The organism is Lysinibacillus sp. ZYM-1, assembly GCF_001308875.1.
Taxonomy (GTDB): domain Bacteria; phylum Bacillota; class Bacilli; order Bacillales_A; family Planococcaceae; genus Lysinibacillus.
Map to the genome: position 1 here is coordinate 19,415 of NZ_KQ465106.1, position 26,559 is coordinate 45,973.

The following is a 26,559-nucleotide window of genomic DNA, read 5'->3' on the forward strand; positions in this document are numbered from 1 at the left end:
TCAATTGTTCGATTGTACTAAAGAGGGTGATCAATATGTGGGAAAATTTAATATCCTACATGCCACATTGGCAAGTTTTTATGCAGGGCTTTGTAGCATTTATTATTCCATTTTTGATTTTCAAATTATTTAATGGGTTATTACTTGAAAAAAAGAAAAATGGCAAGATCGAAATGAAAGAATATACGAACCAACAGGAACCAGATCAGCAATTTAGTCAAGAAACAGTTGACCAGTTTATAGGTGATTTCAACAAAGATTTTGAACGGATGAAAAAAGAACTTGGACATAATTGGGATGTCCACTTTAGAGAGTTTCAAATAGGTGCTACTGATATTCGTGCGGCTATCATTTTTCTTGACGGCCTAGCCGATACAGAGCAAATTAATAAACATATTTTGAAATCAATAATGGAGCGCTTTTCGAATACATCAGCTTCTTTTTTTACAGAAGGTGACAAGCTACAGAGTATTATGAAAAACAATATATCCATCAGGGATGTACTAGAGGAATCGACGGTACAAGGAACAGTAGGCAAAGTATTAACTGGATATACAGCTTTATTTGTGGATGGTATGCCTAATGCTTTAATGCTTTGTACGATAAATGGCAAGACGCGTAATATTGAAGAACCTATTTCAGAAGCAGTTGTTAGAGGGCCAAGAGTAGGCTTTACAGAAAAATTAAGTGACAATACAGCCCTCTTAAGACAGCAAGGTGAAAATCAGCAATTGTCTATCCTTCAGATGGGGGTGGGGAAGCGAGTAAAAAAAAGGTTAGTTATTGCCTATATGGATGAGATAGTAGATCCTGAGTTGGTGGAAGAAGTAAAAAAACGAATCCAAACAATAGACCTTGATAACCTATTAGAATCGGGCTATATAGAGCAACTAATTGAAGATAATTATCTGAGCCCTTTTACACAAGTACAGAACACTGAGCGTCCTGACCGTGTGTATGGGGCATTAATGGAGGGGCGGGTTGCCATACTATTAGATGGCACACCTTTTGCTTTAATTGTACCAGTTACGATTAATATGCTATTACAATCGCCAGAAGATTATTATGAACGTTGGTTACCTAGCTCTCTTATTCGCTTACTTCGTTATCTAGCAGCAGGTATTACTTTGTTTGCTCCATCTTTGTATATTGCTTTTGTGTCATTCCACCAGGGGCTTATCCCAACTAAATTAGCACTGTCAATGATGGCGACAAGGGAAGGGGTACCATTCCCGGCATTAATCGAAGCCCTTATTATGGAGGTAGCTATCGAAATTTTACGGGAAGCGGGTCTTCGCTTGCCTAAGCCAATTGGTCCAACAATGGGTATTGTTGGCGGCCTTGTTATAGGAGAAGCAGCTGTCCAAGCTGGAATAGTGAGTCCGATTATGGTTATTGTCGTCGCGTTAACAGCTATCTCGTCCTTTGCTATTCCTCAATATAACGCAGGAATTACGTTGCGTATGCTACGTTTTGTCGCAATGATTTCTGCTGCTTTATTTGGCCTTTATGGAATTATTCTGTTTTTCCTTTTCCTGTGTAGTCATTTAGTGAAGTTGAAGAGTTTTGGTGTCCCTTATGTTAGCCCAACCGTTCCTTATAGAGCGGGGGATTGGAAAGATTTTATGGTGCGTATGCCATTAATGACGATGAAACGCCGACCGAAATTATTACAGCCAAAAGACTCTGTTCGCAAAGGGGAAATACGAGGAAAGGAAAATAACAGCTATGATCACCAGTCCAAAAGATAAAATCACGACGTCCCAAACAATGGTCATTATTATTAATTATATTCTTGCAACGGGCATTCTCACCTTGCCTCGTGCGTCGGTAGAGAAGGTAAAAACACCAGATGTTTGGATCAGTGTTTTTTTAGGTGGTATTGTCGCAATGATTGCAGGTGTAATCATCGTCAAGCTAAGCCAACAATATCCAGACAAAACATTTTATCAATATAATCAAGACATTGTTGGGAAATGGCTAGGTTGGTTGATTAGTTTGTTTGTCATTGTCTATTTCTTTACCATTTCCGCATTTGAGGTTCGAATAATGGCTGAAGTAACCTCCCTTTTTCTATTGGAGGGAACACCCACATGGGCTATTATTCTCCCTTTTTTATGGGTAGGGCTCTATTTGATAAGTGGTGGAATTAATTCGATTGGTCGTTTATTCGAAATTATTTTCCCCATTACCTTTGTGATTTTTTTACTAGTTGCTTTTTTAAGCATAGGAATCTTCGAGATAGATAATCTTAGACCGGTATTAGGTTTAGGCGTAATGCCGATGCTAAAAGGAATAAAAACGGCTACATTGGCCTTTTTAGGTCCTGAAATTATGCTGTTGCTAGTGGCATTTATGTATCCATCTGATAAAAAGAAAGCGGTCAAAGTCGTTTTAGTTGGCATTGCGATTCCATTACTTTTTTATGTCATAACAGTTGTTATGGTGATAGGCGCTTTATCCATCGAAGGGGTAATGACAAGAACATGGCCAACAATTGAACTGATGCGAAGTTTTGAAATTCCAGGATTAATTTTTGAGCGCTTTGAGTCATTTTTACTTGTTATATGGATTATGCAAATTTTTGCTACCTTTACTATTACCTATTATGCGGCTGCTCTAGGATTAGCTCAGCTTTTTAAGAAAAGCATGCATCCTTTCCTCTATGGTTTATTACCGATTATTTACATTATTGCCATGACGCCGAAAAATATTAATGACCTTTTTAAATTTGGCGATAACATAGGTCATGCTGCCTTATTCTTATTTGGTGCACTACCTATTACCTTACTCCTTATATCAAAACTGAAGGGAAATAAAGCATGAAGCGAACTCATCGATATTTGCATCTTTCACTAGTAATAATGGTTTCTCTACTTCTTTCTGGCTGTTGGAGTAGTAAGGAGATAGAAGATTTAGGACTAATTGTAGGTACGTCATTGGACTTAGAAACGGGAGCCATTTCTTCAGAAGAGCAACGAGAGGCTAGATATGCTAATAGAGAGCTGCTAACGGTCACTAATCAACTTGTCACTTCAGAGACAACTGTTACAGGTACAAAAGACGGCACACCCCATCAAAAAGCCTATAAAAATGTTTCTGAAACAGGAGATGCTGTTTTACCGACTTTACGAAATATGCTTTTAAAGTCTGACAAACATTCATTTGCTGAGCATTCCAAAGTCACGATTATTGGCGAGGATCTTGCCAGCGCCATTAACCTACAACAATTATTGGATTTTTTTCTGAGAGAGCTGGAAATACGACCAAGTGGACTTCTCCTTATTGCTCAAGGGAGAGCAAGCCAGACACTTGAAACAAATGAGCCAACTAAAATTCCTGCCTTTCAATTGGTAGAGATGATGAGTGGGCATGAACGGACAACCAAAATTTTACCGCCTATGACCATTGCTAAATTAGAAGGGAAATTATATTCAGATTCAAGTTTTTTACTACAAAACGTTATCGCTGAAGATGGGGAAGTAAAGTTTGTAGGTGCTGCTGTCATTGATGGGAAAACCAAGAAACTTCGAGGTTTTTTAAATGAAAGCGACTTAGAGGGTATTACTTGGATCACTGGTGAAGGAAAAGGTGGTTTAGTCAAAGCTTTTGATGAAAAATCGGGTTCCCCAATCGTTTATGAAATATTATCTATGAACAGTAAGATTATACCTAATGTAGAAGAAGATCGTATTTCATTTACAATTAAAATAAAATCTGAAGGAAGAATAGCTGAGCATTGGGTACTATCAGACAAAACGTTTAATAATGAATTTTTGAAAAAAGCAGAGAAAATCATTGAGAAAGAAATCGAACGTTTAGTGATGAAGACATTGGAAAAGATTCAGCAAGAATATCAAACAGATGTTGCAGGATTTGGTAATAGAATGAGAATTGATTATCCAAAAGTATGGAAAAATGCAAAAAAAGATTGGGATCAAATATTTAGTGAGGTTCCAATTACATGTGAAGTTAACATATCCATCAAGGATTATGGAACGTCAGGTGATTAATATTGTTAATCACCTTTTTTCTGTCTATTCATCTATACTGGAAATAAATCGTATAGTTAAAAATTGGAAAGGTGGAGGATGATAGGGATGCAATATATAATTCAACCAATTGCTACAGTTAGCAACAGTCGAAAAATGATAAAAGATGATCATTGGGAGAGATTATATCAACAATTGAGCTATCCGAAAATTTGCATGAGGCTTCCTTGAAAGGAATAGGAGATTTTTCTCATTTGGAAATCATTTTTTATTTTGATAAGGTTGCAGACGATCAAATCCAGTAAGGAACAGATATTCATGCTTTACTGTCAGTCGTTTCGAAACCAAATTTTAAGAGGTCCTCTGCATAATAGAATGGTCTGTACACAGTAATATCAAAAAAATACTTCTGCAAAAATACATAAGCTAAATTTAGCTATTTTAGATAAAAAAGAATGGGGCTTTTAAAGGCTATTGCAGGCTTGGACCTAACGATGTGACGGAAAAAGAATCGAGCTTTATTACTGAATTGCCAATATCTATAGGGAAAAAGAGATTCTCTTTGAAGCGGCGCAGGATTTTTGAGGGTGTCACAAGGGGGAGTAGTGTACTCCCCTATTGAATAACTCCTTCTTGATATAGAATGCTGATGGCATGCGTGCGATTTTTTGCATGTAATTTTTTAATGGCGGATTTTACATACTGATTGACTGTTAGTTCACTTAAATTCATAAAATCCGCCATTTCCTTTGTGCTATCTCCTAAAGCAACCTGTCTCATCACCTCTAGTTCCCTCTTACTAAGAATACACTCTTTTTTTTGGTCTCTCGCTTGAATGATAAGCTGTCCGATCACGTTGCCAAAGGCTGTAAAATCATCTAGTAGCTTCTCAGTTATTTTGATGTCAATTTCTATTTGTGTACTACAAATATAACCAAAAACATATTGCCCAATGAAAATAGGGACGATTAAAAAGGCATTGTTTTGAGAGGGGATGGAATATTTAATACTGATATTTTTTAAATAGTCCATTCCTGTACAAAATTTAGCTTTTTTCTCGACAATAGCTGAATAGATTATAGGGAAGCTACGGATTTCCTCTCGAATTTCTCCAATATGACTGCCGCCCTCTCCATTTAAAAAAAGAATACCTTCAGCGACAAAACCTATAGGCGAATACCTCAATAAATAGGCATCTTTGATTGGAAAAGAATCTAGATATACCTGCAAAATGTGAATCAACAGCTCTTCGTGATTGGAATAGTTTTGCACAGTGTCGAAACGTTTTTGAATGGTATATAGATTGGACATGACCTATCCCCTTTTTTAAGTATATACTACGCTTAAAATAAGGAATTTTCAATATTTTCTGTAAATAGTAGTATTTATACTAAGAAAAACTATTTTTTTCTTATTTTTCACTAGGGAATCTATTAGTGAGGGGGAACGTCGTGTGAAAAGTCAACCAATTAAAGAGGTAGATGCAGTTATCCTAGGTGCAGGGTTTGCAGGGTTGTATATGTTAAATCAATTAAGGAGTAAAGGGTTCTCAACCATTGTCTATGAGGCAGGAGACGGTGTAGGGGGTGTTTGGTATTGGAATCGATATCCTGGTGCTAGATGTGACATTGAAAGTATTTATTACAATTATACTTTCTCTAAAGAATTATATGAAGAATGGACTTGGACATCAAGATTTCCTGAGCAAGAAGAAATATTACGGTATTTAAATTATGTGGCAGATCGTTTAAAGTTGCGAGCGAATATTCAATTCAACACGCGCGTCAAAGCTGCTCATTTTGATGAGGAACGGAATAAATGGCTGGTACATCTAGACGATGGACATCAAATTTTAGCAAAGTATTTTATTACAGGAATAGGCTGCCTATCTGCTGCGAATGTTCCAAAGTTTCAGGGGTTAGATCAGTTTAATGGAAAATGGTATCATACCGGGCATTGGCCACATGAAAAAGTTGATTTTGCAGGCAAAAGAGTAGGCGTTATTGGGACAGGCTCTAGTGGTATTCAAGCAATCCCAGTGATTGCTAAAGAGGCAAAACATTTAACCGTCTTTCAACGGACGCCACAATACACAATTCCCGCGCGTAATCATCCATATGATGAGGAATTTATACAAGAAACCAAACAAAATTTTGAAACGCTGAAGCATACGATGAGAAATTCTGTTTCAGGTACACCATTTGTCTACAACCATCAATCTGCCATTGAGGATAGTGACCATCATAGACAGGAAGTTTTTGAGGAAGCTTGGGCACAAGGGGGATTTGCCTTTGCATCGACTTATTATGATTTGTTAACGAATGAACAATCCAATGAAAAAGCGGCTGCATTTATTCGCTCCAAAATACGAGAAACTGTACAAGATCCAATCGTTGCAGAAAAGCTATGTCCGAAGTATATGTATGGCACTAAAAGACAAGTTTTAGATAGCGAATATTTTGAAACCTATAACAGAGAGAATGTTTTGCTGGTGGATGTAAAAGAGACACCAATCGAAAAAATCACTGAAACAGGGATCAAAACATCTAACGAACATTTCGATTTAGATATCATCGTTTTTGCTACTGGCTATGACGGTATGACCGGTCCTTTATTTAAAATAGATATTCGAGGAAGAGCTGGTATGACACTAAAAGACAAATGGGAAAATGGCGCAGCTGTTCAAACCTATCTAGGCCTAACTACAGCAGGTTTTCCAAATTTATTTATGATTACAGGCCCCGAGAGCCCTTCTGTTCTTGTGAATATGCCAATTGCTATTGAGCAACACGTAGAATGGATTGCACAATGTATCGATTACTTACGTGAGTGTGATATTGATGTCATGGAGACAAATGCTGAGGCAGAACAAGCATGGAGTAGACATTGCCGAGAGGTTGCGAATGAAACATTATATGTCAAGGGAGATTCGTGGTATACGGGGGCAAATATTGAAGGTAAACCACAGAGCTTTTTAATCTATCTAGGTGGGTTCGATCATTATACTAAACGTTGTCAGGAAGTTGCTCAAAACAATTATGAAGGCTTTAAGTTATTAAAATTAAAATCTATATCATAGTGTATGAGGGAGGAGCATAAATAATATGGAGCAACAAGTAGTAATTATTACTGGTGCAGGAAGCGGAATAGGTAGAGAAACAGCAAAACTACTAGCGACAAAAGACAAGGCATTAGTATTAGTAGATTTTGATGAAAGGAGTGGTCAGGACACATTAAACGCTGTGAAAGAACATCAACAACAGGCAATTTTTGTTCAAGCAGATGTTTCTAAAAGTCAAGATGTAAAGAAGTATGTGGATGCTGCCAAAGAAGCATTTGGTAGAATCGATGCTTTCATTAATAATGCAGGAATTTTAAGTCCACCCTCGTTACTGGGCGATTTAGATGAGGAGACGTTTGATCGTGTAATTTCTGTGAATCTCAAAGGGGCATTTTTAGGTTTAAAGTATGTGCTAAAAGAGATGGAACAACGCCAATCAGGTGTCATTGTGAATACCGCATCAGCTGCTGGAATACAAGGACAACCCCACATGGGAGGCTATTCGGCAAGTAAGCATGGTGTAATCGGGCTAACCAAGACGGCGGCTATAGAATATGGGCCTAGTGGTGTCCGAGTAAATGCTATATGTCCTGGGGGTGTCATCACAAATATGACGAAGGGATTCGAATCGAGTCCTGAGGAGAATGGACCTCTAAGAAGATTAGCAAACCCTACTGAAATTGCAAATGTAATCGCTTTCTTGATTTCGGAAGAGTCTTCCTATGTTAATGGCGCTGTTGTGACTATTGATGGTGGTCTTACATCGTAAAAATTAAAAGAAAAGAGAGGGTGAAGCTTGATGGAACATCGTATTGATCCAGAACTAAAAGAAATGTTAGCTGTGTTTCCACCTTTAGACTTAGACAATGTACAAGCTACAAGAGATGGGATGGCGGCTGTAGCCGAACCAGCAACAATAGACGAACAGATTTTAGTTACCAATAAAATGATTCAAGGGCCTGAAGAAGATGTAGCACTGCGTATTAGAATCTATCAGCCTAAAGAACAATGTGAAATTTACCCGGCATTGCTGTGGATTCATGGTGGTGGCTATGTTTTAGGCGCTCCAGAGGGCGATGATTTGCTTTGTCAGCGCTTTGTTACTGATGCGAAGTGTGTCGTTGTATCGGTAGATTACAGACTTGCACCTGAGCATCCTTATCCAGTTCCGCTCGAAGATTGTTATACAGCGTTAAAATGGGTGGCAGATCACGCAGATGAATTAAGGATTGATTGTCATCGTATAGGTATTGCTGGGGCAAGTGCTGGTGGTGGACTAACAGCCGCTCTTGCACTACTAGCTCGTGATCGTAATTATCCAAAGCTTAGTTTCCAAATGCCTCTATATCCAATGATAGATGATCGTAATAATACTCTATCTTCATTGGAGATTACTGGGCATATGATCTGGAATCATGCACTCAATCAAAAGGGATGGGAAATGTATTTGAATGGAGAAAATGGCAGTGATAATGTGCCACAATATGCTGCTGCTGCAAGAGCCGATGACTTAACGGGGCTACCCTTCACTTACACATGTGTTGGTCAATTAGATCCGTTCCGTGATGAAACGTTACAATATGTAACGAAGCTCTGTCAGGCTGGTGTCGATGTTGAATTTCACTTATATCCAGGATGCTATCATGGCTTTGAAAGTCTAGTGCCAACAGCCACGGTTAGTCAAAGAGCTGTTACAGAGTATGTAGAAGCCGCTAAATATGTGTTAAATCGAACAATCTCAGTTCCCCTATAAATCACTTACAAAAACTCGAGGTCCATGTCAATCAGGGCTTCGAGTTTTTTATGCTAGATGCGAGAAATAGTTTGTAATTCCTCTTTTTAGGATAGACTTTTATCAAGTGAAAGGAGGAGGCTATAAATTGCTACAGTTTGATTCAAAAATAGTCGGAAAAGAGATAAGCTTTGGGTATTTGAGAGATCATATTATTAATCGAGGTTTTACAATTGGCGGGAATTGGGAGTATCATAAAGGAAGCTTCGACGCGGTACTATGGAAAGAGGGTGGCGAAACGATATATTTACGCGTGCCCTTTATCGTAACAGCGGGAGAACTTGACAATGAAGATGCCCAAATTCGTTTTCAAAAGCCGTTTGTCATTAAACATGTTACAAACGTTGGCTTAGATTATGATGAAGGTTCTTTACTGGATGCTACAGGGGCTAGCCAGTTTCAAACCCCGCTTGATAAGGATGGACATATTCATGATAAAAGTAGATGGATTCAGGCGGGTGAACAAGTTGTAGAAGAAAAAGTACTGCCTTTTTTCATAAACTAATTAGATAAATATATATGTTTTTTCGAGAAATCTTATGTCTTTTATCCTTTCGATCATTGGGAACTTATAATCAAAAATAGGAAATAGAATTGTCGTAAGAATTTTCCAACCATATAATGGTGTTAACCTACACTATTATAAGAGGTGAGTTTATGGATAAAATAGCTATCGATGATTTTTATCATTCCTATCAAAAATTACAGCAAGAACGACTCATCCATCGAAAAGAAGCTTATCTTAAGGTGCTAGAGCAAACAAAAGCATTTGGTGAAATAATTATGTTTGAAAGTATAAAAGTAAGTAAAAGAGACGTCTAGGGCCGGACGTCTTTTTCTATTTTCAAAAAATATCATCATTTTTTCAGGTGAAAAAGAAAAGGGGACAAAAGATGAAACGGATGCTTCCATTTTTGCTGCTAACCATTTTTCTGTTTGTTGCTTGTACGACTCCCAAGGAAAAGGGAGGAAGAGAGACAAAACAAGGGGAACCCCCAAAAGCCACTCAAAACGTTGAAATAATAGCGGAACAATTGCAAGCACCATGGTCTATTGAAAAAAGTGATAACACGTTTTATTTAACAGAAAGACCAGGGAATATTGTGAGGATTACAAAAGGTGTAGTTGAAAGACAACAGGTCAATTTAAAGAAGAAGTTGTCAGCAGCACCTGAAGCTGGTCTATTGGGATTTGTGTTAGCCCTTGATTTTACAGCAACAGGTATTGCCTACGCTTACTATACGTATGAGGAAGGATCAGAACAATTTAATCGGATTGTGACATTAACATTAGCTGATAATAAGTGGCAGGAAACTGATTTATTAATTGATCGAATTCAGAGCGGTACATATCATCATGGCGGTCGCTTAAAAATAGGTCCGGATAGTAAATTGTATGCTACAGTAGGTGATGCCACGGAACCTTCTTTAGCACAAAATTTAGATGCGTTAGAAGGTAAAATTTTACGACTCAATATGGATGGTTCTATACCGGGTGATAATCCTTTTCCTCATTCTTATGTGTATAGCTATGGGCACCGAAATCCTCAGGGATTGGCATGGACAACGGATGGAACGATGTTTGCAAGCGAACATGGCAATGCTGCAAATGACGAAATCAATTTTATTGAAAAAGGGAAGAATTATGGATGGCCGTTCATTGAGGGGACAGACAAACGTCAAGGCATGGTAACATCTCTATTTACTTCAGGCGCTACGAAAACATGGGCACCATCCGGTATTACTATGGCTGATCATCAATTATATGTTGCGGCACTAAGAGGTACGGCTGTGCTAACATTTGATATGAAAAAGCACAATCAAGACGTACTACTATCGGAATTTGGTAGAATTCGAGATGTTTTTTGGGATGATGACTATCTTTACTTTATAAGCAATAATACGGATGGACGTGGCAATCCACAACCTCATGACGATAAGCTATACAGAACACCTTTGTGATATAATATTTGAGAAAACATGGAATGGCATGATGAATGGAGAGGACTAACATGGCTAACTATCTTAAAATCGCAGTAGCAATTGATTTCTCAGAACAATCATTGAAAGCTTTGGAAAGAGCGAGTCAATTAGCAATGCAACATAATGCTACTTTGCAATTAGTGAATGTGATTGATACAAAATCTTTCGGAGCGATTTCTGCATATGACTTAAAATATGCAGAGGAATTGAAGAAAGAAAACGAGATCAAAATGGAAAACTTAGAAAAACAAGTGGTCCAGACAGGTGTTCGAAGCGTAGAGTCAGTAGTAGAAACAGGTTCACCAAAAGGGATTTTAACACAACTGTCGAATGTTGATTTAATCATATGTGGGGCAACAGGGTTAAATCGAATGGAAAAAATGATGTTAGGGTCCGTTGCAGAAAAAGTAGTACGTCATGCTCACTGTGATGTATTAATCGTTCGATAATTGGGGAAGGGGCTTCTTCATATTAATATATCGATAAAAATGAAAACAAACCTGCTTGTACTTAGATGACAAGCAGGTTTGTTTTTTTATTCGATTGTTTGGGCGTTATCAATAATGCTTTGAGGAATATCGATTGTTTTAAGATGATTAAAATCAGTATAAGTAACGACTGATTTTGTATTCATTAACAATTCATCGCCTTCTACTGCCATTTTTAAATCAAAGTTCATATCCATTTTATTCGTATCATAAGTCTCTTTATCGATGTGTAGCACGTAGTTGATTTTTTCAATTGTTAATTGATCCATTGGGTTTTCGTCAAGCCCCATGTCCTGCATGGATTTGTTAATCTCAGAATTAATTAACTCTTTAAATTTATCACCTTTTGCTTCCAATGTAAGGACATACTCATCATCTGATTGTTCAAATGTAAAATCATTAATGAATTTTTTAAGTTGTTCTAGTTGTTCCTTAGCGTCAGCAGAAGCAGCCGTTTGATCTAAAATAGCATCAAAATTCTCATCCGGAAGCTTTAACCAGCTGTCTGTAGTCACATCTTTCATGAAAAGGCCAGCATCTTTTTTCATATACATTTCAATAGGCATGTCCGTTGTTTCTTGGCTTTCACTCATCATATCTGGCATCGACATAGAACCTGATAAATGCATGGCAAGTGGATCAACGATAATGTCCATGTCCATTTTAGAGTTGATAGAGAATTCCATAGCTTCTTCACCAGATCCAACCTTCGTTACCTGTGTCATGTCCATATTGGCGCTGGCACTTTTAATGTCGGCTTGGCGATCCACCGCTTTGTCATACACTTGTTCCAAAGTAAGTTTGCTTGTTTTAGTTGTGTCTTTCGTAGGCGTAGCGCTTGAATTACAAGCGGCAAGTGTCAATGCTAGTGTACCAACTGCTAATACTTTAAAAATTTTCTTCATTACTTTCATCTCCTATTCTTGGTAAAAAACACTATCTACTAATATACGCCCTAGAAAAGGAAAAGTTTCGTTATTTTTTAAAATAAATCTAATTTTTTATTAAAAAACAATAATCTTGCAGGACAACGAACAGTGACAAGCGTGAAAATTATTAAAAGAAATGTGATAAAAAAGCTGTCACCTACCAATCGTTTAAAACGAAAGGTTGGGACAGCTTTTTGAAGAGCTTTTTAACAAGCTCGAAAATATCTAAATGTAATTTACTTAGTAACCCCAGATCATGGCGAACAATGTACCAATGATTGTGACAACACCTACGAATACTGAATATAAAATCGTTGTATATAACGTTTTCTTATCTTCAGATTCACCGATGTGCATGAATAGCACTAATTGTACAGTTGCTTGTGCAAGGGCAGTTACAAGTAAAATAGCGAATGCCATTTTATAACTCATATCAAAAGATACAACGGCTAAAGCGACAAGTGTCAGTAATAATGAGAAGCCGAAGCCCATGACATGTTGTTTTGGGAATAATTCCTTCATCAGCTAATCAGTCCTTTCAAGTAGACGAAGCTGAAGATGAAAATCCAAACAACGTCTAGGAAATGCCAGTACAATGAGAAGATAAACGCTTTGTTCGCTGTTTGTGGATTTAAACCACGTTTAGCTACCTGGATAATGATGCCTAGGCCCCAGAAGAAACCAAATGTTACGTGGGCACCGTGTGTTCCAAGTAAAGTCATTAACGACGACAAGAATGCGCTTGTTTGAATTGTCGCACCTTCATGTACATAAGTGACGAATTCATCAATCTCAATAGCTAAGAAGCCTAAGCCTAGTAAAAGGGTAATGATGAAGAATGTCATCATTGCTTTTTTACGACCAATACGCATTGCATGAACACCCAGACCAATTGTGAAACTACTTGTTAATAATAAGAATGTCTCCCATAGAACTGGAGTTAATTCGAAAATTTCAGCACCATCTGGGCCACTACCTGTACGTGTATGGAGTGTGAAATACACAGTAAATAATGTGGCAAATAACACGATCTCGGCGCCAAGGAAAATCCAGAAACCAAATATTTTCAGCCGATTTTCCTCTGTACTATATTCTAATGGAAGTGAAGAATCGATTTTCATATTATTTATCACCTCTCAAGCTTTTCTCAGTTGCCATAACTTCCTCAACTGAAATGTAACGACCATGATCTTTTTCGAAAGAACGATGGATCATAAAGCCAAATACACCAAGCATACTAATGATGGCTGGAATCCATAGATTAAATACAGCAAAGAATGCTGCAAGGAAGAAGAATCCACTCATCCAGAATGGTGTGCCAGTATTATTTGGCATGTGAATTTTTTCAATTGTACCTGCTGTAATATCGCGACCTTCTTTTTTCGCGAACCAGAACTCATCTAAGCGAGTAACAGTTGGAACTACTGCAAAGTTGTATTCTGGTACTGGTGAATGAGTAGCCCATTCAAGTGTACGACCATCCCAAACATCCGCTTTTTCATTGCGAGGCATATGTTTCCAGCTGTAGTAGATGTTATAAACGATCAACGCAAAGCCGACAGCAAGTCCTAAAGCACCAACGAATGATAACATGTTCAATGGTCCATAGCCAGTTGATTCAGAGTAAGTGTACATACGACGAGCATAACCATCTAAACCTAAAATGAATAATGGGAAGAATGTTACGTTGAAGCTGATTGCAATGAACCAGAACGCAGTTTTCCCTAATTTTTCGTTTAAACGGAAACCGAACATTTTTGGCCACCAATAGTGGTATCCTGCAAGTACACCGAATACTGTACCTGGAATTAAAACATAGTGGAAGTGGGCAACTAAGAACATCGTATTATGATATTGATAGTCAGCACTTGCCATCGCTAGCATTACCCCTGTAACCCCACCAATTGTGAAGATTGGAATAAAGCCAAGAGCATAAAGCATCGGGGTTGTAAATTGAATCTTCCCGTTCCTCATTGTTAGTAGCCAGTTAAAGATTTTAACACCAGTAGGAACGGCGATTGCCATAGTTGTAATAGAGAATACACTATTTACCATTACCCCGTGACCCATTGTATAGAAGTGGTGGGCCCAAACTAAGAATGATAGTAAAGAAATGACAACCATACTCATAACCATTGATTTGTAACCGTATAAGTTTTTACGTGCAAATGTTGCAATGATTTCTGAGAAAATACCGAAAGCAGGCAGAATAACGATATAAACTTCAGGATGTCCCCAAACCCAGAATAGGTTGGCCCAAAGCATATCCATACCGCCGTCTTGCATTGCAAAGAATTTTGTACCGAATTGACGGTCAAACATCATAAGTGCAAGCGCTACAGTTAATACTGGGAATGCGAAAACAATAATTACGTTCGTAATTAAAATCGACCAAGTAAACATTGGCATTTTCATTAATTTCATACCAGGTGCACGCATTTTAATAATTGTCGTGATGAAGTTAACACCTGTCATTAATGTACCAATACCTGATAATTGAAGTGCTAAAGAATAATAGTTATTCCCTACAGTCGGACTAAATTCTGTACTTGCAAGTGGGAAGTAGGCTGTCCAACCAGCATCTGGTGAACCACCGATAATGAATGATAAGTTTAATAAACCGGCACCTGCTGCAAATAGCCAAAAGCTGACAGCATTAAGACGTGGGAAAGCAACGTCACGTGCACCAATTTGAAGTGGGATGACAATGTTCATTAAACCAATAACAAATGGCATTGCCATAAATAAAATCATTAATAAACCGTGTGTTGTGAAAATCTCATTATAATGTTGTGCATCAAGAAGTCCGTTATCCGGAACAGCTGTTTGTGCACGCATTAACAGTGCATCGATACCACCGCGGAATAGCATTAATAATGCTACTGCGATATACATAATCCCGATTTTTTTATGGTCAACAGTTGATAGCCAGTTTTTGTAGAAATAGCCCCATTTTTTGAAAAAAGTAAGGCCAGCTACGATAACCACTGCTCCAACTACGATACTAATAGCTGCCGCTAAAATCATCGGTTCTTGCATTGGATGGAATAATTCTTCCATACTCATTGGATGCGCTCCTTTCAAAATTAAAAATTAATAGCATATTCGTTCAAAGTTAAATTTAAATTAATGACCTGAATGTTCATTATTCATGTCTTCTTCAGACATATCACCATGATCCATGCCACCCATATCCATGTTTTTACCATGTTCCATTGGAGCAGGTCTGAATTCTAAGTGTGTAGATGAGAAGCTTTGGCGACCAACATGCTCAGCCTTTAATAACTCATCAAATTTTTCTTCTGTTAATGGTGCTTCTTTTGCTTTAACATCAGCAACCCATTCATCGAAGTCTTTCTGTGTCATAGATTGTGCTTCGAATTCCATTTCTGCAAATCCACGTCCATTGAAGTTAGAGTTACGTCCCATGAATGAACCCACTTCATCTGCTGCAAGGTGAATAGTTGTTAACATATCACTCATGGCATATTTTTGACCTGCTAATTGAGGAATCCAGAAACTTGTAATTGGACCGAATGAGTATAGTTTAAACTCAATTGGACGATCCACTGGAATATTGACATAGTTTACCGTTTCAACGCCTTCTTCAGGGTAACTAAAGTGCCATTTCCAGTTTGATGAAGATGCATAAATTACTAAAGGTTCTTTATCGTCATATCCTGCTGGCTGAGCCTCTACAGTAGATGTTGTTCTTACAGTCACAACAGCCAAGAATGCAACGATAATAATTGGAATTACTGTCCATGTAATTTCTAGAAGATGGCTACCCTCTTCATGAGGTGGCTCATAATCTGCAGATGCTTTTGATGCACGATATTTAGTTAGCATAAAGGCTAAAAGCACATACACGACTAGTAATATAAAGGCCATTGTAATAATGGATAAAATAATTGTGTTTGATAATGTTTCTGCATTTGGTCCTTTAGGATTGAACACTGTTAATGGTTCACATCCAGCAAGAAGTGCAAGAGCACCCAATGTTACAAACATTAAACTTAATTTTTTCTTCATGTTTGACTCCTTTCTATAGAACGGCTATTCATAAAATTCATGAGTTTTTTTTGTCAGTTCACATTTATAAATAGTGGATACTGAGGTCACCTCTTTTATCTTGGCGTACCAATCAACAACTTAAGAATTTACAATGGCATGGTTCAATATGAAACATAAATCTTGAAGTTGATTGGTCTAATGCAAGCGTTAGCAAAATCAAGGATTTGTGCAATCGTTTCACATACGTACATGTTTATTGACGATTGTCACATCTTGTCGTTGTTTGCACATTGGATTATACGCCCTGTTTTTAAGAAAAAACATAATTTTGTTATGAAATTGATAGTAAAGATACATTGAATTTGAACATTTTTTGAACAAAAATCGTTATTTTAGTATTGGTATTTAAAGGTTTTGTTCATTAAACACTGTGGAAACGTTGAAAATACTGGGTTCTTCATGTTTAACTAAGTAAATAGTTTTTTTTATGAAAAATAGTATTTCACATTTTGGACGCTGTTTTGTAATAAAATCAACATCTAATCGGACGTGATAATATTTTTTATTTGCCTTTTTTAAATAAAAGGAGTAGATACAAAGGTATTTCGTGGAAACATAAGGATGAACTATCAATCAAAGGAATGAGTGACAAGGGAATAAATGGGAGGTATTATTAATTATGTTAATATAATAACCGGTTTTCTTTATTATACATATATTTACATATTTATGTTCTATTTGAAAAACAAAAGCAAACTAAGAATAGTCCTAGTTTGCTAGTATGGTAGAAATTTTTTATGATACTGAGCAAGATGTGTATTGAATAAGCATTTTTCACCTTTAAGTCAGTCACCAAGCTTTAGCCATTTGGCTACTTGTCCATAAATCGTATTTTGTAGTTTAAGGGCTTTATTATTCATTTTTAAAGAAAAATACAATGTTTTCATGAAGTTTAATGTACAAGTACGCCCGCTAAAAAAGCTTTTATTATAACCCTGCGTCATTAAATGCATTTCAAATTTATCGAAGGCCTGTTCAACAAATTCAATCAATGCTTCCTCTGAGTAATTTTGTTGCAATAAAGCATCCACTATGTTGATTAAACGCTCCTCTTCATCATTAACATAAACAGTGTCTTTCCAAGTGACAAGCTTCAGTGCATGTAAAATGGAAGGGGCATATTGTAAATCGAATTTTGGATGTTTAATGGTCATGACAGCTAAATCAGCACCGTGTGAAATACTATGAGCCCATCCTTTATCTTGAACGTAACCTCTTGTATCTTGCTCTAACAATAAATAGCGTCCAATTTTTTTAAAGAACTTCTGCAATTCTTCTTCCTTTAAAACAAGCAACTCAGCATCTTTTGCAAGTAGGCCTGCAACAAGCAATGCAGAAAATGATCTTGTAAAGACGCTGTCTGTTGATGTTTCTCCAATATGTAAATATAAGAATTCCTCACTTGTTGCTGTTTCAAATAAAAATTGTAATTGATGCTTGCTCAATAGATTATCGCTCAATAAATCAATAAACGTACGATAAATTAAATGATCACGTAATTCAGCATCAACTGAACCGATGTATGCTAGCATTTCTTGTAATAGCCATTCTCCTTTGTCCAGCATTAATGTCTGACGTTCATGTAGTGTCATTGTAGAAAAAGATTGTAATGTTTCTTTTAAAATCATGTTTGAGTGAGCCTCCATCATAAGGTTTGTTCTATATATTATAGCTCCTTTTCTTAGCAAATCGACAAATTTGCAACCCTAATGCTTGCTGTATAGACAGCCTTTCTAATTCAATCGATTGTACAAACACTTCATTATTAGGTTGTTGTTATAATATTAATTCCAGAAACTATAGAAAGTTGTTATGATAGAAACGCAACAAAATGGAAAAGCTTATATGTGAGTAACAAAAAAGACATACCGTTAAGTATGTCTATCTCTACCTATATTATGACCGCTGATTTTATACCGATGGGCCATTCAATCAATGAGTGCTGGTTTGTCTTTAGCTCGACGAGAATATTGGTATTTTTTATTGCATCAATGAGCCACTCACTATAATGCTGATTTGGCACAGGATGTTGTAAAATTTGATGCATATCTTTTTTATCAACATGTAACAGCTTGTAATTACATTCGATGTTTACTTTTTGAGGAATGATGGAAAGAGTTTCATTTTGATGTCCAAGTGAAATAGAACCAGGAATTGTTCCATGAATACGTAAAAGATAAGTGCTAGCTTCTTGTGTGTATACGTCTATTTTTGTGCGTGTTAAAAATTCAAATTCGATCGGATTATCTTGAATAGGTCCGTCTGTTGTAGAAAATGAAATGACTTTAATCGATAATGCCTCGAATGCAGGTGAGATACAATGATCAAATTCAGTGATTGTATCTAGTAATTGCATGTATTCCACTCCTTGTTAAGAACTTGATTTTCTTGATGCAGACAACTATGGAGAATGTCTGCAAGTTGTAATAAATTTTAGACTATTGTAATTATAATACAATTTATTACAAAATATGAATGTTAAAGCAAAATTTTTTTGTAAAAAATAAGAAACTTGTGGATTTTTTTAGTAAATGAAATGGAAAATAGAACTGAAGAGGTGAGGGAAATGACAAAGCGTAAGCGTCATGTCATTAAACATGACAATATTGTTGTTTTTCCAGGCGCTGTCCAAACTTTAATACGTGAAGGGCATATGTTTGCTGAAAATTATCAATATGAAAAAGCTGTTGCAAGTTTTGAAAAGGCATTTATATATGAAACTGGCGATGAATTTGCGCTTAGTGCCTATGCCTTTGCTTTATATGAATTAAAGGATTATGACAAAGCAAAAAGCATTTGTGAGCAGCTTTTTGCTATGGGCACGACGATGTATGTTGAAGTCATGGAATTGTACATTACAATATGTATGCAGATGAAGGAATACCATCAAGTAGAAACGTTGATCACAACCCTTCTTGAAGAGAGTGTACTGCCAAGTGATCAAGTTGAAAAATTCGAACGTTTAAAAAGTCTCAATAGAGAAGTATCTAAAAACCTTGAAAAAAAAGAAAATGTGCAACAGCTCATAGAAGAGCAGGAATATGAGCTGACAAACTTTTGTGCACTAACAGCCAATGAGCAATCTATTAAATTACATCGTCTTATGGATACTAATGTAAGACAATTAAAAACTGCGTTGCAAGAAATTATTGAAAGTGCAACGATTCACCCTTTTGTCCAAAGTTTGGCTTTAATTTTATTAGTCGAACAAGAAGTTTCAATTGATATTACGATTTCAAAATTAGGGCACTCAAAAAACATAAACCCTGCTCAACTAGTTTTGCCTAATCAGTTACCGCAATATGGTGAAATAAAAAATCTGGTTGAAAATAAGTTGGCACAAGACCCGACCACGTTGGAAATGGTACAATATTTAATGGCGAAACATGCCATTGTCACATATCCTTTTGAATGGCATCCATTTGAAGCCGAAGATGTAGCCTATAGTTATATAGATTTTGTATTATCAATGCTAGGAAATGTGCAAGAAATGGACTATGAAATCGTAGAGTTTTTACAAATGTTAGAAAAGCTAACAGAACTACATTAGGTATGAAATAAGTTGAAACTATACACATCTATGTTATACTAAAATGGTTGTCAAAATCGTAGTTACGAATGAATTGTCTAACATCATAAACTAACTTGATTATTTATTTGGAGGTATTTATACATGTCAGCAAAATGGGAAAAACAAGAAGGTAATATCGGTACTCTTACAATTGAAGTACCTGCTGTGGAAGTAGATGCAGCAATGGACCAAGCGTTCAAAAAAGTTGTAAAACAAATTAATGTACCAGGTTTCCGTAAAGGTAAAATGCCTCGTAAAATGTTTGAACAACGTTTTGGTATCGAATCTTTATACCAAGATGCATTAGAAATTATCGTTCCAGATTCTTATGCAAAAGCAATTGATGAAGCTGGAATTATGCCAGTTGATTATCCAGAAATCTCTGGTACAGAAAACTTTGTACATGGTCAAGATTTCTCATTCACTGCACAAGTAACAGTGAAACCAGAGCCAAAACTGGGTGACTACAAAGGTCTAGAAGTAGCTAAACTTCCAGTTGAAGTAACTGATGAAGAAGTAGATGCACAAATTCAAGATCAATTAGCTCGTAAAGCTGAACTTGAAATTAAAGAAGACGAAGCAATCGTTGACGGTGATACTGCAGTGATCGATTTCGAAGGTTTCGTTGGTGAAGAAGCTTTTGAAGGTGGTAAAGGTGAAGACTATCCACTAGAAATCGGTTCAGGTTCTTTCATTCCTGGGTTTGAAGAGCAATTAACAGGTGTGAAAGCTGGCGAATCTAAAGATGTAGTTGTTACATTCCCAGAAGAATACCATGCAGCTGAATTAGCAGGTAAAGAAGCTACTTTCAAAGTAACAGTGAAAGAAGTTAAAACAAAAGTTCTTCCTGAGTTAAATGATGAATTCGCAAAAGAATTAGATCCAGAAGTGGAAAGCGTAGAAGCTTTACGCACTAAAATTAAAGAACAAACTGCAGCACAAAAAGTAGCAGAATCTGATGCAGCTCTTCGTGATGAGCTAGTTGAAAAAGCTGCTGAAAATGCTGAATTTGAAGTACCAGCAGGTATGATTAACTCTGAAACTGATCGTATGTTACAAGAGTTTGGTCAACGTCTACAAACTCAAGGTATGAACTTAGATCTTTACTACCAATTCTCAGGTCAATCAGAAGAAGACTTACGTGGTCAAATGAAAGAAGAAGCAGAAAGCCGTGTACGTGTATCTTTAACACTTGAAGCTATTGCTGAAGCTGAAAAAATTGAAGCAACTGAAGCGGATATTGAAGCAGAATTAGAAAAAATGGCTGCTCAATTCAACATGACAAAAGATCAAATTACAGGTGCTTTAGGTGGTACAGCAGTACTAGAAAACGACATCAAAATCCAAAAAACAGTTGAATTTTTAGTAGAAAACGCTAAAATTACTGAATAATATTTTGTGTGTAATTAGATAGCTAAAAGAAAACAAGGTACGGCATTAAACCGTGCCTTGTTTTATCACATCAACTAATCAAATCAGTCCCCTTAAAGTTTAGTACGACTCACTTTATACTTCACTTATACATAGTATTGTTTTTATTTTTACACGATGCTAATTTAACTTCATTCTGTAAGGTCATAATAAGCCATTTACAATAATATATCTTCGAATGAAAAAAGCCTTGGTAGATGAATGTAGTAGATTTATAAATAAAAAGCTATGTAGCTGATCGAGATATCAGTAGTTGATGGCAGCTAGAATCTTATGTGTCAGTAGTGAAGAACCGAGACCTTAGCACAACGAAAGGTTACGAAGCAAATGGGTTCCTGAAAAATATGCTGCAGACGGCAAAAGAAGAAAACAACATGACTTTGCGTTATAATCTACTTGCATGAATGCGAAGGCGTAAATGATGCAGACAATTTATTTGATAAAGGTTCAATAATCTTGTAAGATTGTTGCTTGAATAGGGGTGAAACATATTGTTCAAATTTAATGATGAAAAAGGCAATTTAAAATGCTCTTTCTGTGGAAAACCACAAGAACAAGTACGTAAATTAGTGGCAGGTCCTGGTGTGTATATTTGTGATGAATGTATCGAGCTTTGTTCAGAAATCGTTGTAGAGGAACTTGGTGTAGAAGAGGAAATCGAATTCCAAGATATCCCAAAACCAAAAGAGATCCTAACGATTTTAGATGAGTATGTAATTGGACAAGAGCGTGCTAAAAAAGCATTAGCAGTTGCGGTTTACAATCACTATAAACGCATCAATACAAATAGTAAAATTGATGATGTTGAACTGGCAAAATCGAACATTGTGTTAATCGGCCCAACTGGTAGCGGTAAAACATTATTAGCTCAAACGTTAGCACGTATATTAAATGTTCCATTCGCCATCGCGGATGCTACTTCCTTAACTGAAGCAGGATATGTTGGTGAGGACGTTGAAAATATTTTATTAAAGTTAATCCAATCAGCAGATTATGATATCGAACGCGCTGAAAAAGGTATTATCTATATTGATGAAATCGATAAAGTTGCACGTAAGTCAGAAAATCCATCCATTACACGTGATGTTTCTGGCGAAGGTGTTCAACAAGCACTTCTTAAAATTCTAGAAGGAACAGTTGCGAGTGTTCCGCCACAAGGTGGCCGAAAGCATCCTCATCAAGAGTTTTTACAAATCGATACAACCAATATTCTATTCATTGTTGGTGGAGCATTTGATGGCATTGAATCCATCATTAAACGTCGCCAAGGTGAAAAAATAATTGGATTTGGTTCGGATCCGAATATAGTGGACGTAGATGAAGGTTCTATCATGTCTAAGCTGATTCCTGAGGATTTACTGAAATTTGGTCTAATACCAGAGTTCATTGGTCGATTACCAGTACTTGCGAGTCTAGAGCAATTAAATGAAGCAGCACTAGTACAAATTTTGACGGAGCCTAAAAATGCGCTGGCTAAGCAGTATCAGAAAATGCTTGAACTAGATGGTGTTGAGCTTGAGTTTGATGAAGGTGCTCTTGCAGAAATTGCGAAGGAAGCAATTGAGCGTAAAACAGGTGCACGTGGTCTTCGTTCAATAATTGAGTCAACGATGCTTGATGTAATGTACGAACTGCCTTCACGTGAAGACGTAAAAAAATGTATCATTACTGCAAAAACAATTACGGATAAAGAAAAACCGAAATTGCTTCTTGAAGATGGCACTGAACTCGATGAAGGTAGCGACACAAAAACTTCAGCATAGCGTATAGATTTGGCTGTCTACCGTTATGAGATAAAGAGTAATTAGCTGACTTCGATTGTGCAATTTTCGCACATATCGACAGTCAGCTTTTTATTCATTTTTACATACTAGCCAACTGACTTGTAGAAATTTTTGGCTCGTTTCAATAACTAGTGTGAATCAGTTTTTTAAACACATACTAGTAGCGCGGGATGTGAACATGAAAATTTTGACGGAGGTGAATACCCGCATGGTAACCATACAAAAAACAACAAATGTACCATTATTGCCTTTACGTGGACTTTTAGTATTCCCATCGATGGTGTTACATATTGATGTGGGTAGAAATCGTTCTGTAGCGGCGCTAGAACAGGCAATGTTAGAGGACCAGATGATTTTATTGGTAACACAAAAGGAAATGCACGATGAACAACCAGAAGAACAAGATCTATATGCGATTGGTACAATGGCTTATGTCAAACAAATGTTAAAATTACCAAATGGTACGTTGCGAATTTTAGTTGAAGGAGTTGCTCGTGCTTCTTGGGAAAACTATCGTGCGTTAGAAAATTATACAGTTGTTGATATTGACATTAAAGAAGAGACGATGGATAAAGATGTAGAAACGCAGGCTTTAATGCGTACACTATTAACGTACTTTGAAAAATATGCTAAATCCTCTAATAAAATAACAGCCGAAACCATTAATACTGTAGCGGATATTGAGGAACCAGGACGTTTAGCAGATATTATCGCATCACATTTACCATTTAAAATTGCAGATAAGCAAGAAGTGTTGGAAATGCTCAATGTGAAGAAACGACTCGATCACTTAATTATCCGTTTACATGATGAGCAAGAAGTATTGGATCTTGAAAAAAAGATTAATTCAAAAGTAAAACAATCAATGGAGCGTACGCAAAAGGAATATTATTTACGTGAACAGATGAAGGCTATCCAAACAGAGCTTGGAGACCGTGAAGGGAAAACGGGTGAAGTCGCAGAATTACGTAAACGTATAGACGAAGCTGGTATGCCTGAGTCGACAAAAGAAGTGGCACTGAAAGAATTAGATAGATATGAAAAAATTCCAGGTGCTAGTGCTGAGAGTGGTGTTATTCGGAATTACATCGACTGGCTAATCTCATTACCTTGGACAAATGCAACAGAGGATCGGATGAATATCGATCATGCTGAGAACATTTTGAATCGTGATCATGATGGATTAGAAAAAGTTAAAGAACGGGTTCTTGAATATTTAGCTGTCCGTCAGCTGAAAAATTCGCTCCGTGGACCAATACTTTGCCTAGCGGGACCACCAGGAGTAGGGAAAACCTCATTAGCTCGCTCCATTGCAGAGAGCTTAGACCGTAAGTTTATTCGTATTTCGTTAGGTGGGGTTCGTGATGAATCTGAAATTCGTGGTCACCGTCGTACGTATGTAGGAGCTATGCCAGGTCGTATTATCCAAGGGATGAAAAAAGCTGGTACCATTAATCCGGTATTTTTATTAGATGAAATTGATAAAATGTCTAATGACTTTAGAGGGGATCCTGCTGCAGCAATGCTAGAAGTTTTAGACCCTGCGCAAAACAATACATTTAGTGATCACTATATTGAGGAGTCTTATGATCTATCAAATGTGCTATTTATTGCCACTGCTAATGATTTAAGTAGTATCCCTGGGCCATTATTAGACCGTATGGAAGTTATTTCTATAGCAGGCTATACAGAAATTGAAAAAGCACAAATTACGAATAATCATTTAATTCCTAAGCAACTGAAAGAACATGGTTTGAAAAAAACGCAAGTTATTATTAAGGATGAAGCGGTAATTGATATTATACGTTATTATACACGTGAGGCAGGGGTACGTGGCTTAGAACGTCAAATTGCTACGCTTTGTCGTAAAATTGCTAAGATAATTGTCTCTGGTGAGAAAAAACGAGTAACAGTTAACTCGAAATCATTACAAGAATTACTTGGTAAACATCGTTTCCGCTATGGACAGGCTGAAAAAGAAAATCAAATAGGTGTTGCTACAGGTCTTGCTTATACAACAGTTGGTGGTGACACATTACAAATTGAAGTATCCTTAACACGTGGAAAAGGGAAATTGCAACTAACAGGTAAGTTAGGCGATGTCATGAAGGAATCTGCTCAAACAGCATTATCCTATGTTCGAACAAAAATGGAACAGCTGGAAGTCGATTCAGAATATTTCGATACTCATGATATTCATATTCACGTTCCAGAAGGGGCAGTTCCAAAAGATGGACCATCTGCAGGTATTACAATGGCGACAGCTATTGTTTCCGCTATTCTAAACCGCCCGATTCGCCGTGAAGTGGGGATGACAGGCGAGATCACGTTACGTGGTCGAGTACTACCAATTGGTGGTTTGAAAGAAAAAACATTAAGTGCTCACCGTGCAGGATTAACGACTATTATTTGTCCAAAGGATAATGAACGCGATATAGAAGATATTCCTGACAGTGTCCGTGAGCAACTTACATTTAAACTAGTGTCATCGGCTGATGAAGTATTAGCCTATGCACTGGACGGAGGTATTTAGAAAAATGAAAGTCCATAATGTCGAAATGGTCATTAGTGCGGTAAGGCCAGACCAATATCCAGAAGATGGACTGCCAGAATTTGCATTAGCTGGTCGTTCAAATGTAGGGAAATCTTCCTTCATTAATCGAATGATCGGACGTAAAGCTTTAGCACGTATTTCATCTAAACCTGGTAAAACACAAACCCTTAACTTTTATAAAATCGAAGAGCAATTATTTTTTGTAGACGTTCCGGGTTATGGTTATGCAAAGGTTTCGAAGTCAGAGCGTGAAGCGTGGGGGAAAATGATTGAGCGTTACTTTACAGGGCGTCAAGAACTGAAAGCAGTTGTACAAATTATTGATTTACGTCATCCTCCAACGGCTGATGATCGCATGATGTATGATTTTTTAAAGCATTATAATATTCCTTGCATTGTTATTGCAACGAAGGCAGATAAAATTCCAAAAGGTAAATGGGATAAGCATAAAAAAATTGTCAAAGAGACATTGGAGATGGAAAAAAATGATCCACTTATTGTCTTTTCTTCAGAATCGGGTCTTGGTTTTGAAGAGGCTTGGCGAACTATCGAAAATAGAATGTAAAAAAAGCATCTACTTGTTCTAATGTTTAGGACTGTAGATGCTTTTTATTTTTCAGAATAAAGCTATGTAGAAAATTGGGGAATATGCTTGAGGAATTAAATAATTGGTCGATAAAGTAGATAGGAGGTGGACTGTATGGATATAGCAGCTTTATCAATATCGATGAATCAAGCAACACTTATGCAAAATGTATCACTGGCTGTAACAAAACAAGCAATGGAGATGCAACAGCAAAACACAGAACAATTAGTTGAAATGTTAGATGCTCCACATCCGACAGCTGGACATACAATTGATGTTCAGGTCTGAGCAGACAAGGTAGCTTTAATTGAAAGC

Annotated in this window: 24 protein-coding genes; 16 read left to right on the forward strand and 8 right to left on the reverse strand. The window is 36.9% G+C overall.

The features are described from left to right. Positions 1-80: 80 nt before the first annotated feature. From AO843_RS00085 to AO843_RS00095, 3 genes are read left to right on the forward strand one after another with little or no spacing between them, the layout of a single operon-like run. The gene (locus tag AO843_RS00085; protein WP_082389359.1) at positions 81-1,751 is read left to right on the forward strand and encodes a spore germination protein; all 1,671 of its coding nucleotides are present in this window, start codon (positions 81-83) and stop codon (positions 1,749-1,751) included. Next, positions 1,729-2,826 carry a spore germination protein gene (locus AO843_RS00090; RefSeq protein ID WP_054609137.1) on the forward strand — a complete coding sequence of 366 codons (1,098 nt, stop codon included), beginning with the start codon at positions 1,729-1,731 and terminating at the stop codon, positions 2,824-2,826. The genes AO843_RS00085 and AO843_RS00090 overlap by 23 nt, the downstream gene beginning before the upstream one ends. Further along, on the forward strand, positions 2,823-4,013 hold the full coding sequence (locus AO843_RS00095) for a Ger(x)C family spore germination protein (RefSeq protein ID WP_054609138.1): 1,191 nt from the start codon (positions 2,823-2,825) through the stop codon (positions 4,011-4,013). The genes AO843_RS00090 and AO843_RS00095 overlap by 4 nt, the downstream gene beginning before the upstream one ends. A 594-nt stretch (positions 4,014-4,607) precedes the next feature. Here AO843_RS00095 and AO843_RS00105 read toward each other — a convergent pair. After that, positions 4,608-5,303 carry a response regulator transcription factor gene (locus tag AO843_RS00105; protein ID WP_054609139.1) on the reverse strand — a complete coding sequence of 232 codons (696 nt, stop codon included), beginning with the start codon at positions 5,301-5,303 and terminating at the stop codon, positions 4,608-4,610. Between the two features lie 142 nt (positions 5,304-5,445). Between AO843_RS00105 and AO843_RS00110 the strand changes: the two genes are divergently transcribed. The 7 genes from AO843_RS00110 to AO843_RS00135 all read left to right on the forward strand — a co-directional run bounded on the left by AO843_RS00110 (position 5,446) and on the right by AO843_RS00135 (position 11,276). Then, positions 5,446-7,071, forward strand: coding sequence for a flavin-containing monooxygenase (locus AO843_RS00110; protein ID WP_082389344.1), 1,626 nt, complete (start codon positions 5,446-5,448; stop codon positions 7,069-7,071). Between the two features lie 25 nt (positions 7,072-7,096). Continuing rightward, entirely contained in the window at positions 7,097-7,822 is a 726-nt protein-coding gene (locus AO843_RS00115; RefSeq protein WP_054609140.1) for an SDR family NAD(P)-dependent oxidoreductase, read from the forward strand. A gap of 30 nt (positions 7,823-7,852) precedes the next feature. After that, positions 7,853-8,806, forward strand: coding sequence for an alpha/beta hydrolase (locus tag AO843_RS00120; RefSeq protein WP_054609141.1), 954 nt, complete (start codon positions 7,853-7,855; stop codon positions 8,804-8,806). A 127-nt stretch (positions 8,807-8,933) separates the two neighbouring features. Next, the gene (locus AO843_RS00125; RefSeq protein ID WP_054609142.1) at positions 8,934-9,350 is read left to right on the forward strand and encodes a YugN family protein; all 417 of its coding nucleotides are present in this window, start codon (positions 8,934-8,936) and stop codon (positions 9,348-9,350) included. A 152-nt stretch (positions 9,351-9,502) separates the two neighbouring features. Continuing rightward, positions 9,503-9,667 (forward strand): hypothetical protein, encoded by a 165-nt coding sequence (locus tag AO843_RS24775; RefSeq protein WP_197278841.1) that lies wholly within the window; start codon positions 9,503-9,505, stop codon positions 9,665-9,667. A gap of 71 nt (positions 9,668-9,738) precedes the next feature. Beyond that, on the forward strand, positions 9,739-10,806 hold the full coding sequence (locus AO843_RS00130; protein ID WP_054609143.1) for a PQQ-dependent sugar dehydrogenase: 1,068 nt from the start codon (positions 9,739-9,741) through the stop codon (positions 10,804-10,806). A gap of 50 nt (positions 10,807-10,856) precedes the next feature. Further along, entirely contained in the window at positions 10,857-11,276 is a 420-nt protein-coding gene (locus AO843_RS00135) for a universal stress protein (protein WP_054609144.1), read from the forward strand. Between the two features lie 86 nt (positions 11,277-11,362). Here AO843_RS00135 and AO843_RS00140 read toward each other — a convergent pair whose 3' ends face one another. From AO843_RS00140 to AO843_RS00170, 7 genes are all read right to left on the reverse strand, one after another. Beyond that, positions 11,363-12,220 (reverse strand): DUF6612 family protein, encoded by an 858-nt coding sequence (locus tag AO843_RS00140; protein ID WP_054609145.1) that lies wholly within the window; start codon positions 12,218-12,220, stop codon positions 11,363-11,365. Positions 12,221-12,484: 264 nt separating this feature from the next. Then, positions 12,485-12,766: a cytochrome aa3 quinol oxidase subunit IV gene (qoxD, locus tag AO843_RS00145; RefSeq protein WP_054609146.1), complete on the reverse strand. Its 282-nt coding sequence runs from the start codon at positions 12,764-12,766 to the stop codon at positions 12,485-12,487. After that, positions 12,766-13,365, reverse strand: a complete 600-nt coding sequence (gene qoxC, locus AO843_RS00150) for a cytochrome aa3 quinol oxidase subunit III (protein WP_054609147.1) — start codon at positions 13,363-13,365, stop codon at positions 12,766-12,768. Before qoxC ends, qoxD begins: the two co-directional genes overlap by 1 nt. 1 nt (position 13,366) lies before the next feature. Next, complete coding sequence (qoxB, locus tag AO843_RS00155) at positions 13,367-15,310, reverse strand: cytochrome aa3 quinol oxidase subunit I (protein ID WP_054609148.1); 1,944 nt, start codon at positions 15,308-15,310, stop codon at positions 13,367-13,369. A gap of 60 nt (positions 15,311-15,370) precedes the next feature. Then, complete coding sequence (gene qoxA, locus AO843_RS00160; protein ID WP_054609149.1) at positions 15,371-16,276, reverse strand: cytochrome aa3 quinol oxidase subunit II; 906 nt, start codon at positions 16,274-16,276, stop codon at positions 15,371-15,373. Between the two features lie 827 nt (positions 16,277-17,103). Then, a complete protein-coding gene (locus AO843_RS00165; RefSeq protein WP_054609150.1) occupies positions 17,104-17,946 on the reverse strand; it encodes a DUF2785 domain-containing protein in 843 nt (280 codons plus the stop codon). A gap of 263 nt (positions 17,947-18,209) precedes the next feature. Next, a complete protein-coding gene (locus AO843_RS00170) occupies positions 18,210-18,674 on the reverse strand; it encodes a hypothetical protein (RefSeq protein WP_054609151.1) in 465 nt (154 codons plus the stop codon). Positions 18,675-18,884: 210 nt separating this feature from the next. Here AO843_RS00170 and AO843_RS00175 point away from each other — a divergent pair, with 210 nt between their 5' ends. The 6 genes from AO843_RS00175 to AO843_RS23850 all read left to right on the forward strand — a co-directional run bounded on the left by AO843_RS00175 (position 18,885) and on the right by AO843_RS23850 (position 26,532). Next, positions 18,885-19,868, forward strand: coding sequence for a hypothetical protein (locus AO843_RS00175; protein WP_054609152.1), 984 nt, complete (start codon positions 18,885-18,887; stop codon positions 19,866-19,868). 123 nt (positions 19,869-19,991) lie between these two features. After that, on the forward strand, positions 19,992-21,281 hold the full coding sequence (gene tig / locus AO843_RS00180) for a trigger factor (protein WP_054609153.1): 1,290 nt from the start codon (positions 19,992-19,994) through the stop codon (positions 21,279-21,281). A gap of 530 nt (positions 21,282-21,811) precedes the next feature. Next, positions 21,812-23,083 (forward strand): ATP-dependent protease ATP-binding subunit ClpX, encoded by a 1,272-nt coding sequence (gene clpX, locus AO843_RS00185; RefSeq protein WP_008180649.1) that lies wholly within the window; start codon positions 21,812-21,814, stop codon positions 23,081-23,083. Positions 23,084-23,312: 229 nt separating this feature from the next. Next, on the forward strand, positions 23,313-25,637 hold the full coding sequence (lon, locus tag AO843_RS00190; RefSeq protein WP_054609154.1) for an endopeptidase La: 2,325 nt from the start codon (positions 23,313-23,315) through the stop codon (positions 25,635-25,637). 4 nt (positions 25,638-25,641) lie between these two features. Further along, positions 25,642-26,223 (forward strand): ribosome biogenesis GTP-binding protein YihA/YsxC, encoded by a 582-nt coding sequence (gene yihA / locus AO843_RS00195; protein ID WP_054609155.1) that lies wholly within the window; start codon positions 25,642-25,644, stop codon positions 26,221-26,223. A gap of 135 nt (positions 26,224-26,358) precedes the next feature. Then, positions 26,359-26,532, forward strand: a complete 174-nt coding sequence (locus AO843_RS23850; RefSeq protein ID WP_082389345.1) for a YjfB family protein — start codon at positions 26,359-26,361, stop codon at positions 26,530-26,532. Positions 26,533-26,559 lie beyond the last annotated feature (27 nt).

Excerpts from the sequence above, each read along its gene's own strand:
- AO843_RS00130 (WP_054609143.1), top strand. The coding sequence starts at position 9,739 with ATGAAACGGATGCTTCCATTTTTGCTGCTAACCATTTTTCTGTTTGTT.
- qoxD (WP_054609146.1), bottom strand. The coding sequence starts at position 12,766 with ATGAAGGAATTATTCCCAAAACAACATGTCATGGGCTTCGGCTTCTCA.
- AO843_RS00170 (WP_054609151.1), bottom strand. The coding sequence starts at position 18,674 with ATGCAATTACTAGATACAATCACTGAATTTGATCATTGTATCTCACCT.
- AO843_RS00115 (WP_054609140.1), top strand. The coding sequence starts at position 7,097 with ATGGAGCAACAAGTAGTAATTATTACTGGTGCAGGAAGCGGAATAGGT.
- AO843_RS00135 (WP_054609144.1), top strand. The coding sequence starts at position 10,857 with ATGGCTAACTATCTTAAAATCGCAGTAGCAATTGATTTCTCAGAACAA.
- lon (WP_054609154.1), top strand. The coding sequence starts at position 23,313 with ATGGTAACCATACAAAAAACAACAAATGTACCATTATTGCCTTTACGT.
- AO843_RS00175 (WP_054609152.1), top strand. The coding sequence starts at position 18,885 with ATGACAAAGCGTAAGCGTCATGTCATTAAACATGACAATATTGTTGTT.
- AO843_RS00120 (WP_054609141.1), top strand. The coding sequence starts at position 7,853 with ATGGAACATCGTATTGATCCAGAACTAAAAGAAATGTTAGCTGTGTTT.
- qoxA (WP_054609149.1), bottom strand. The coding sequence starts at position 16,276 with ATGAAGAAAAAATTAAGTTTAATGTTTGTAACATTGGGTGCTCTTGCA.
- AO843_RS00105 (WP_054609139.1), bottom strand. The coding sequence starts at position 5,303 with ATGTCCAATCTATATACCATTCAAAAACGTTTCGACACTGTGCAAAAC.
- AO843_RS24775 (WP_197278841.1), top strand. The coding sequence starts at position 9,503 with ATGGATAAAATAGCTATCGATGATTTTTATCATTCCTATCAAAAATTA.
- AO843_RS00095 (WP_054609138.1), top strand. The coding sequence starts at position 2,823 with ATGAAGCGAACTCATCGATATTTGCATCTTTCACTAGTAATAATGGTT.
- AO843_RS00090 (WP_054609137.1), top strand. The coding sequence starts at position 1,729 with ATGATCACCAGTCCAAAAGATAAAATCACGACGTCCCAAACAATGGTC.
- AO843_RS00085 (WP_082389359.1), top strand. The coding sequence starts at position 81 with ATGCAGGGCTTTGTAGCATTTATTATTCCATTTTTGATTTTCAAATTA.
- tig (WP_054609153.1), top strand. The coding sequence starts at position 19,992 with ATGTCAGCAAAATGGGAAAAACAAGAAGGTAATATCGGTACTCTTACA.
- AO843_RS00140 (WP_054609145.1), bottom strand. The coding sequence starts at position 12,220 with ATGAAGAAAATTTTTAAAGTATTAGCAGTTGGTACACTAGCATTGACA.
- qoxC (WP_054609147.1), bottom strand. The coding sequence starts at position 13,365 with ATGAAAATCGATTCTTCACTTCCATTAGAATATAGTACAGAGGAAAAT.
- qoxB (WP_054609148.1), bottom strand. The coding sequence starts at position 15,310 with ATGAGTATGGAAGAATTATTCCATCCAATGCAAGAACCGATGATTTTA.
- AO843_RS00165 (WP_054609150.1), bottom strand. The coding sequence starts at position 17,946 with ATGATTTTAAAAGAAACATTACAATCTTTTTCTACAATGACACTACAT.
- yihA (WP_054609155.1), top strand. The coding sequence starts at position 25,642 with ATGAAAGTCCATAATGTCGAAATGGTCATTAGTGCGGTAAGGCCAGAC.
- AO843_RS23850 (WP_082389345.1), top strand. The coding sequence starts at position 26,359 with ATGGATATAGCAGCTTTATCAATATCGATGAATCAAGCAACACTTATG.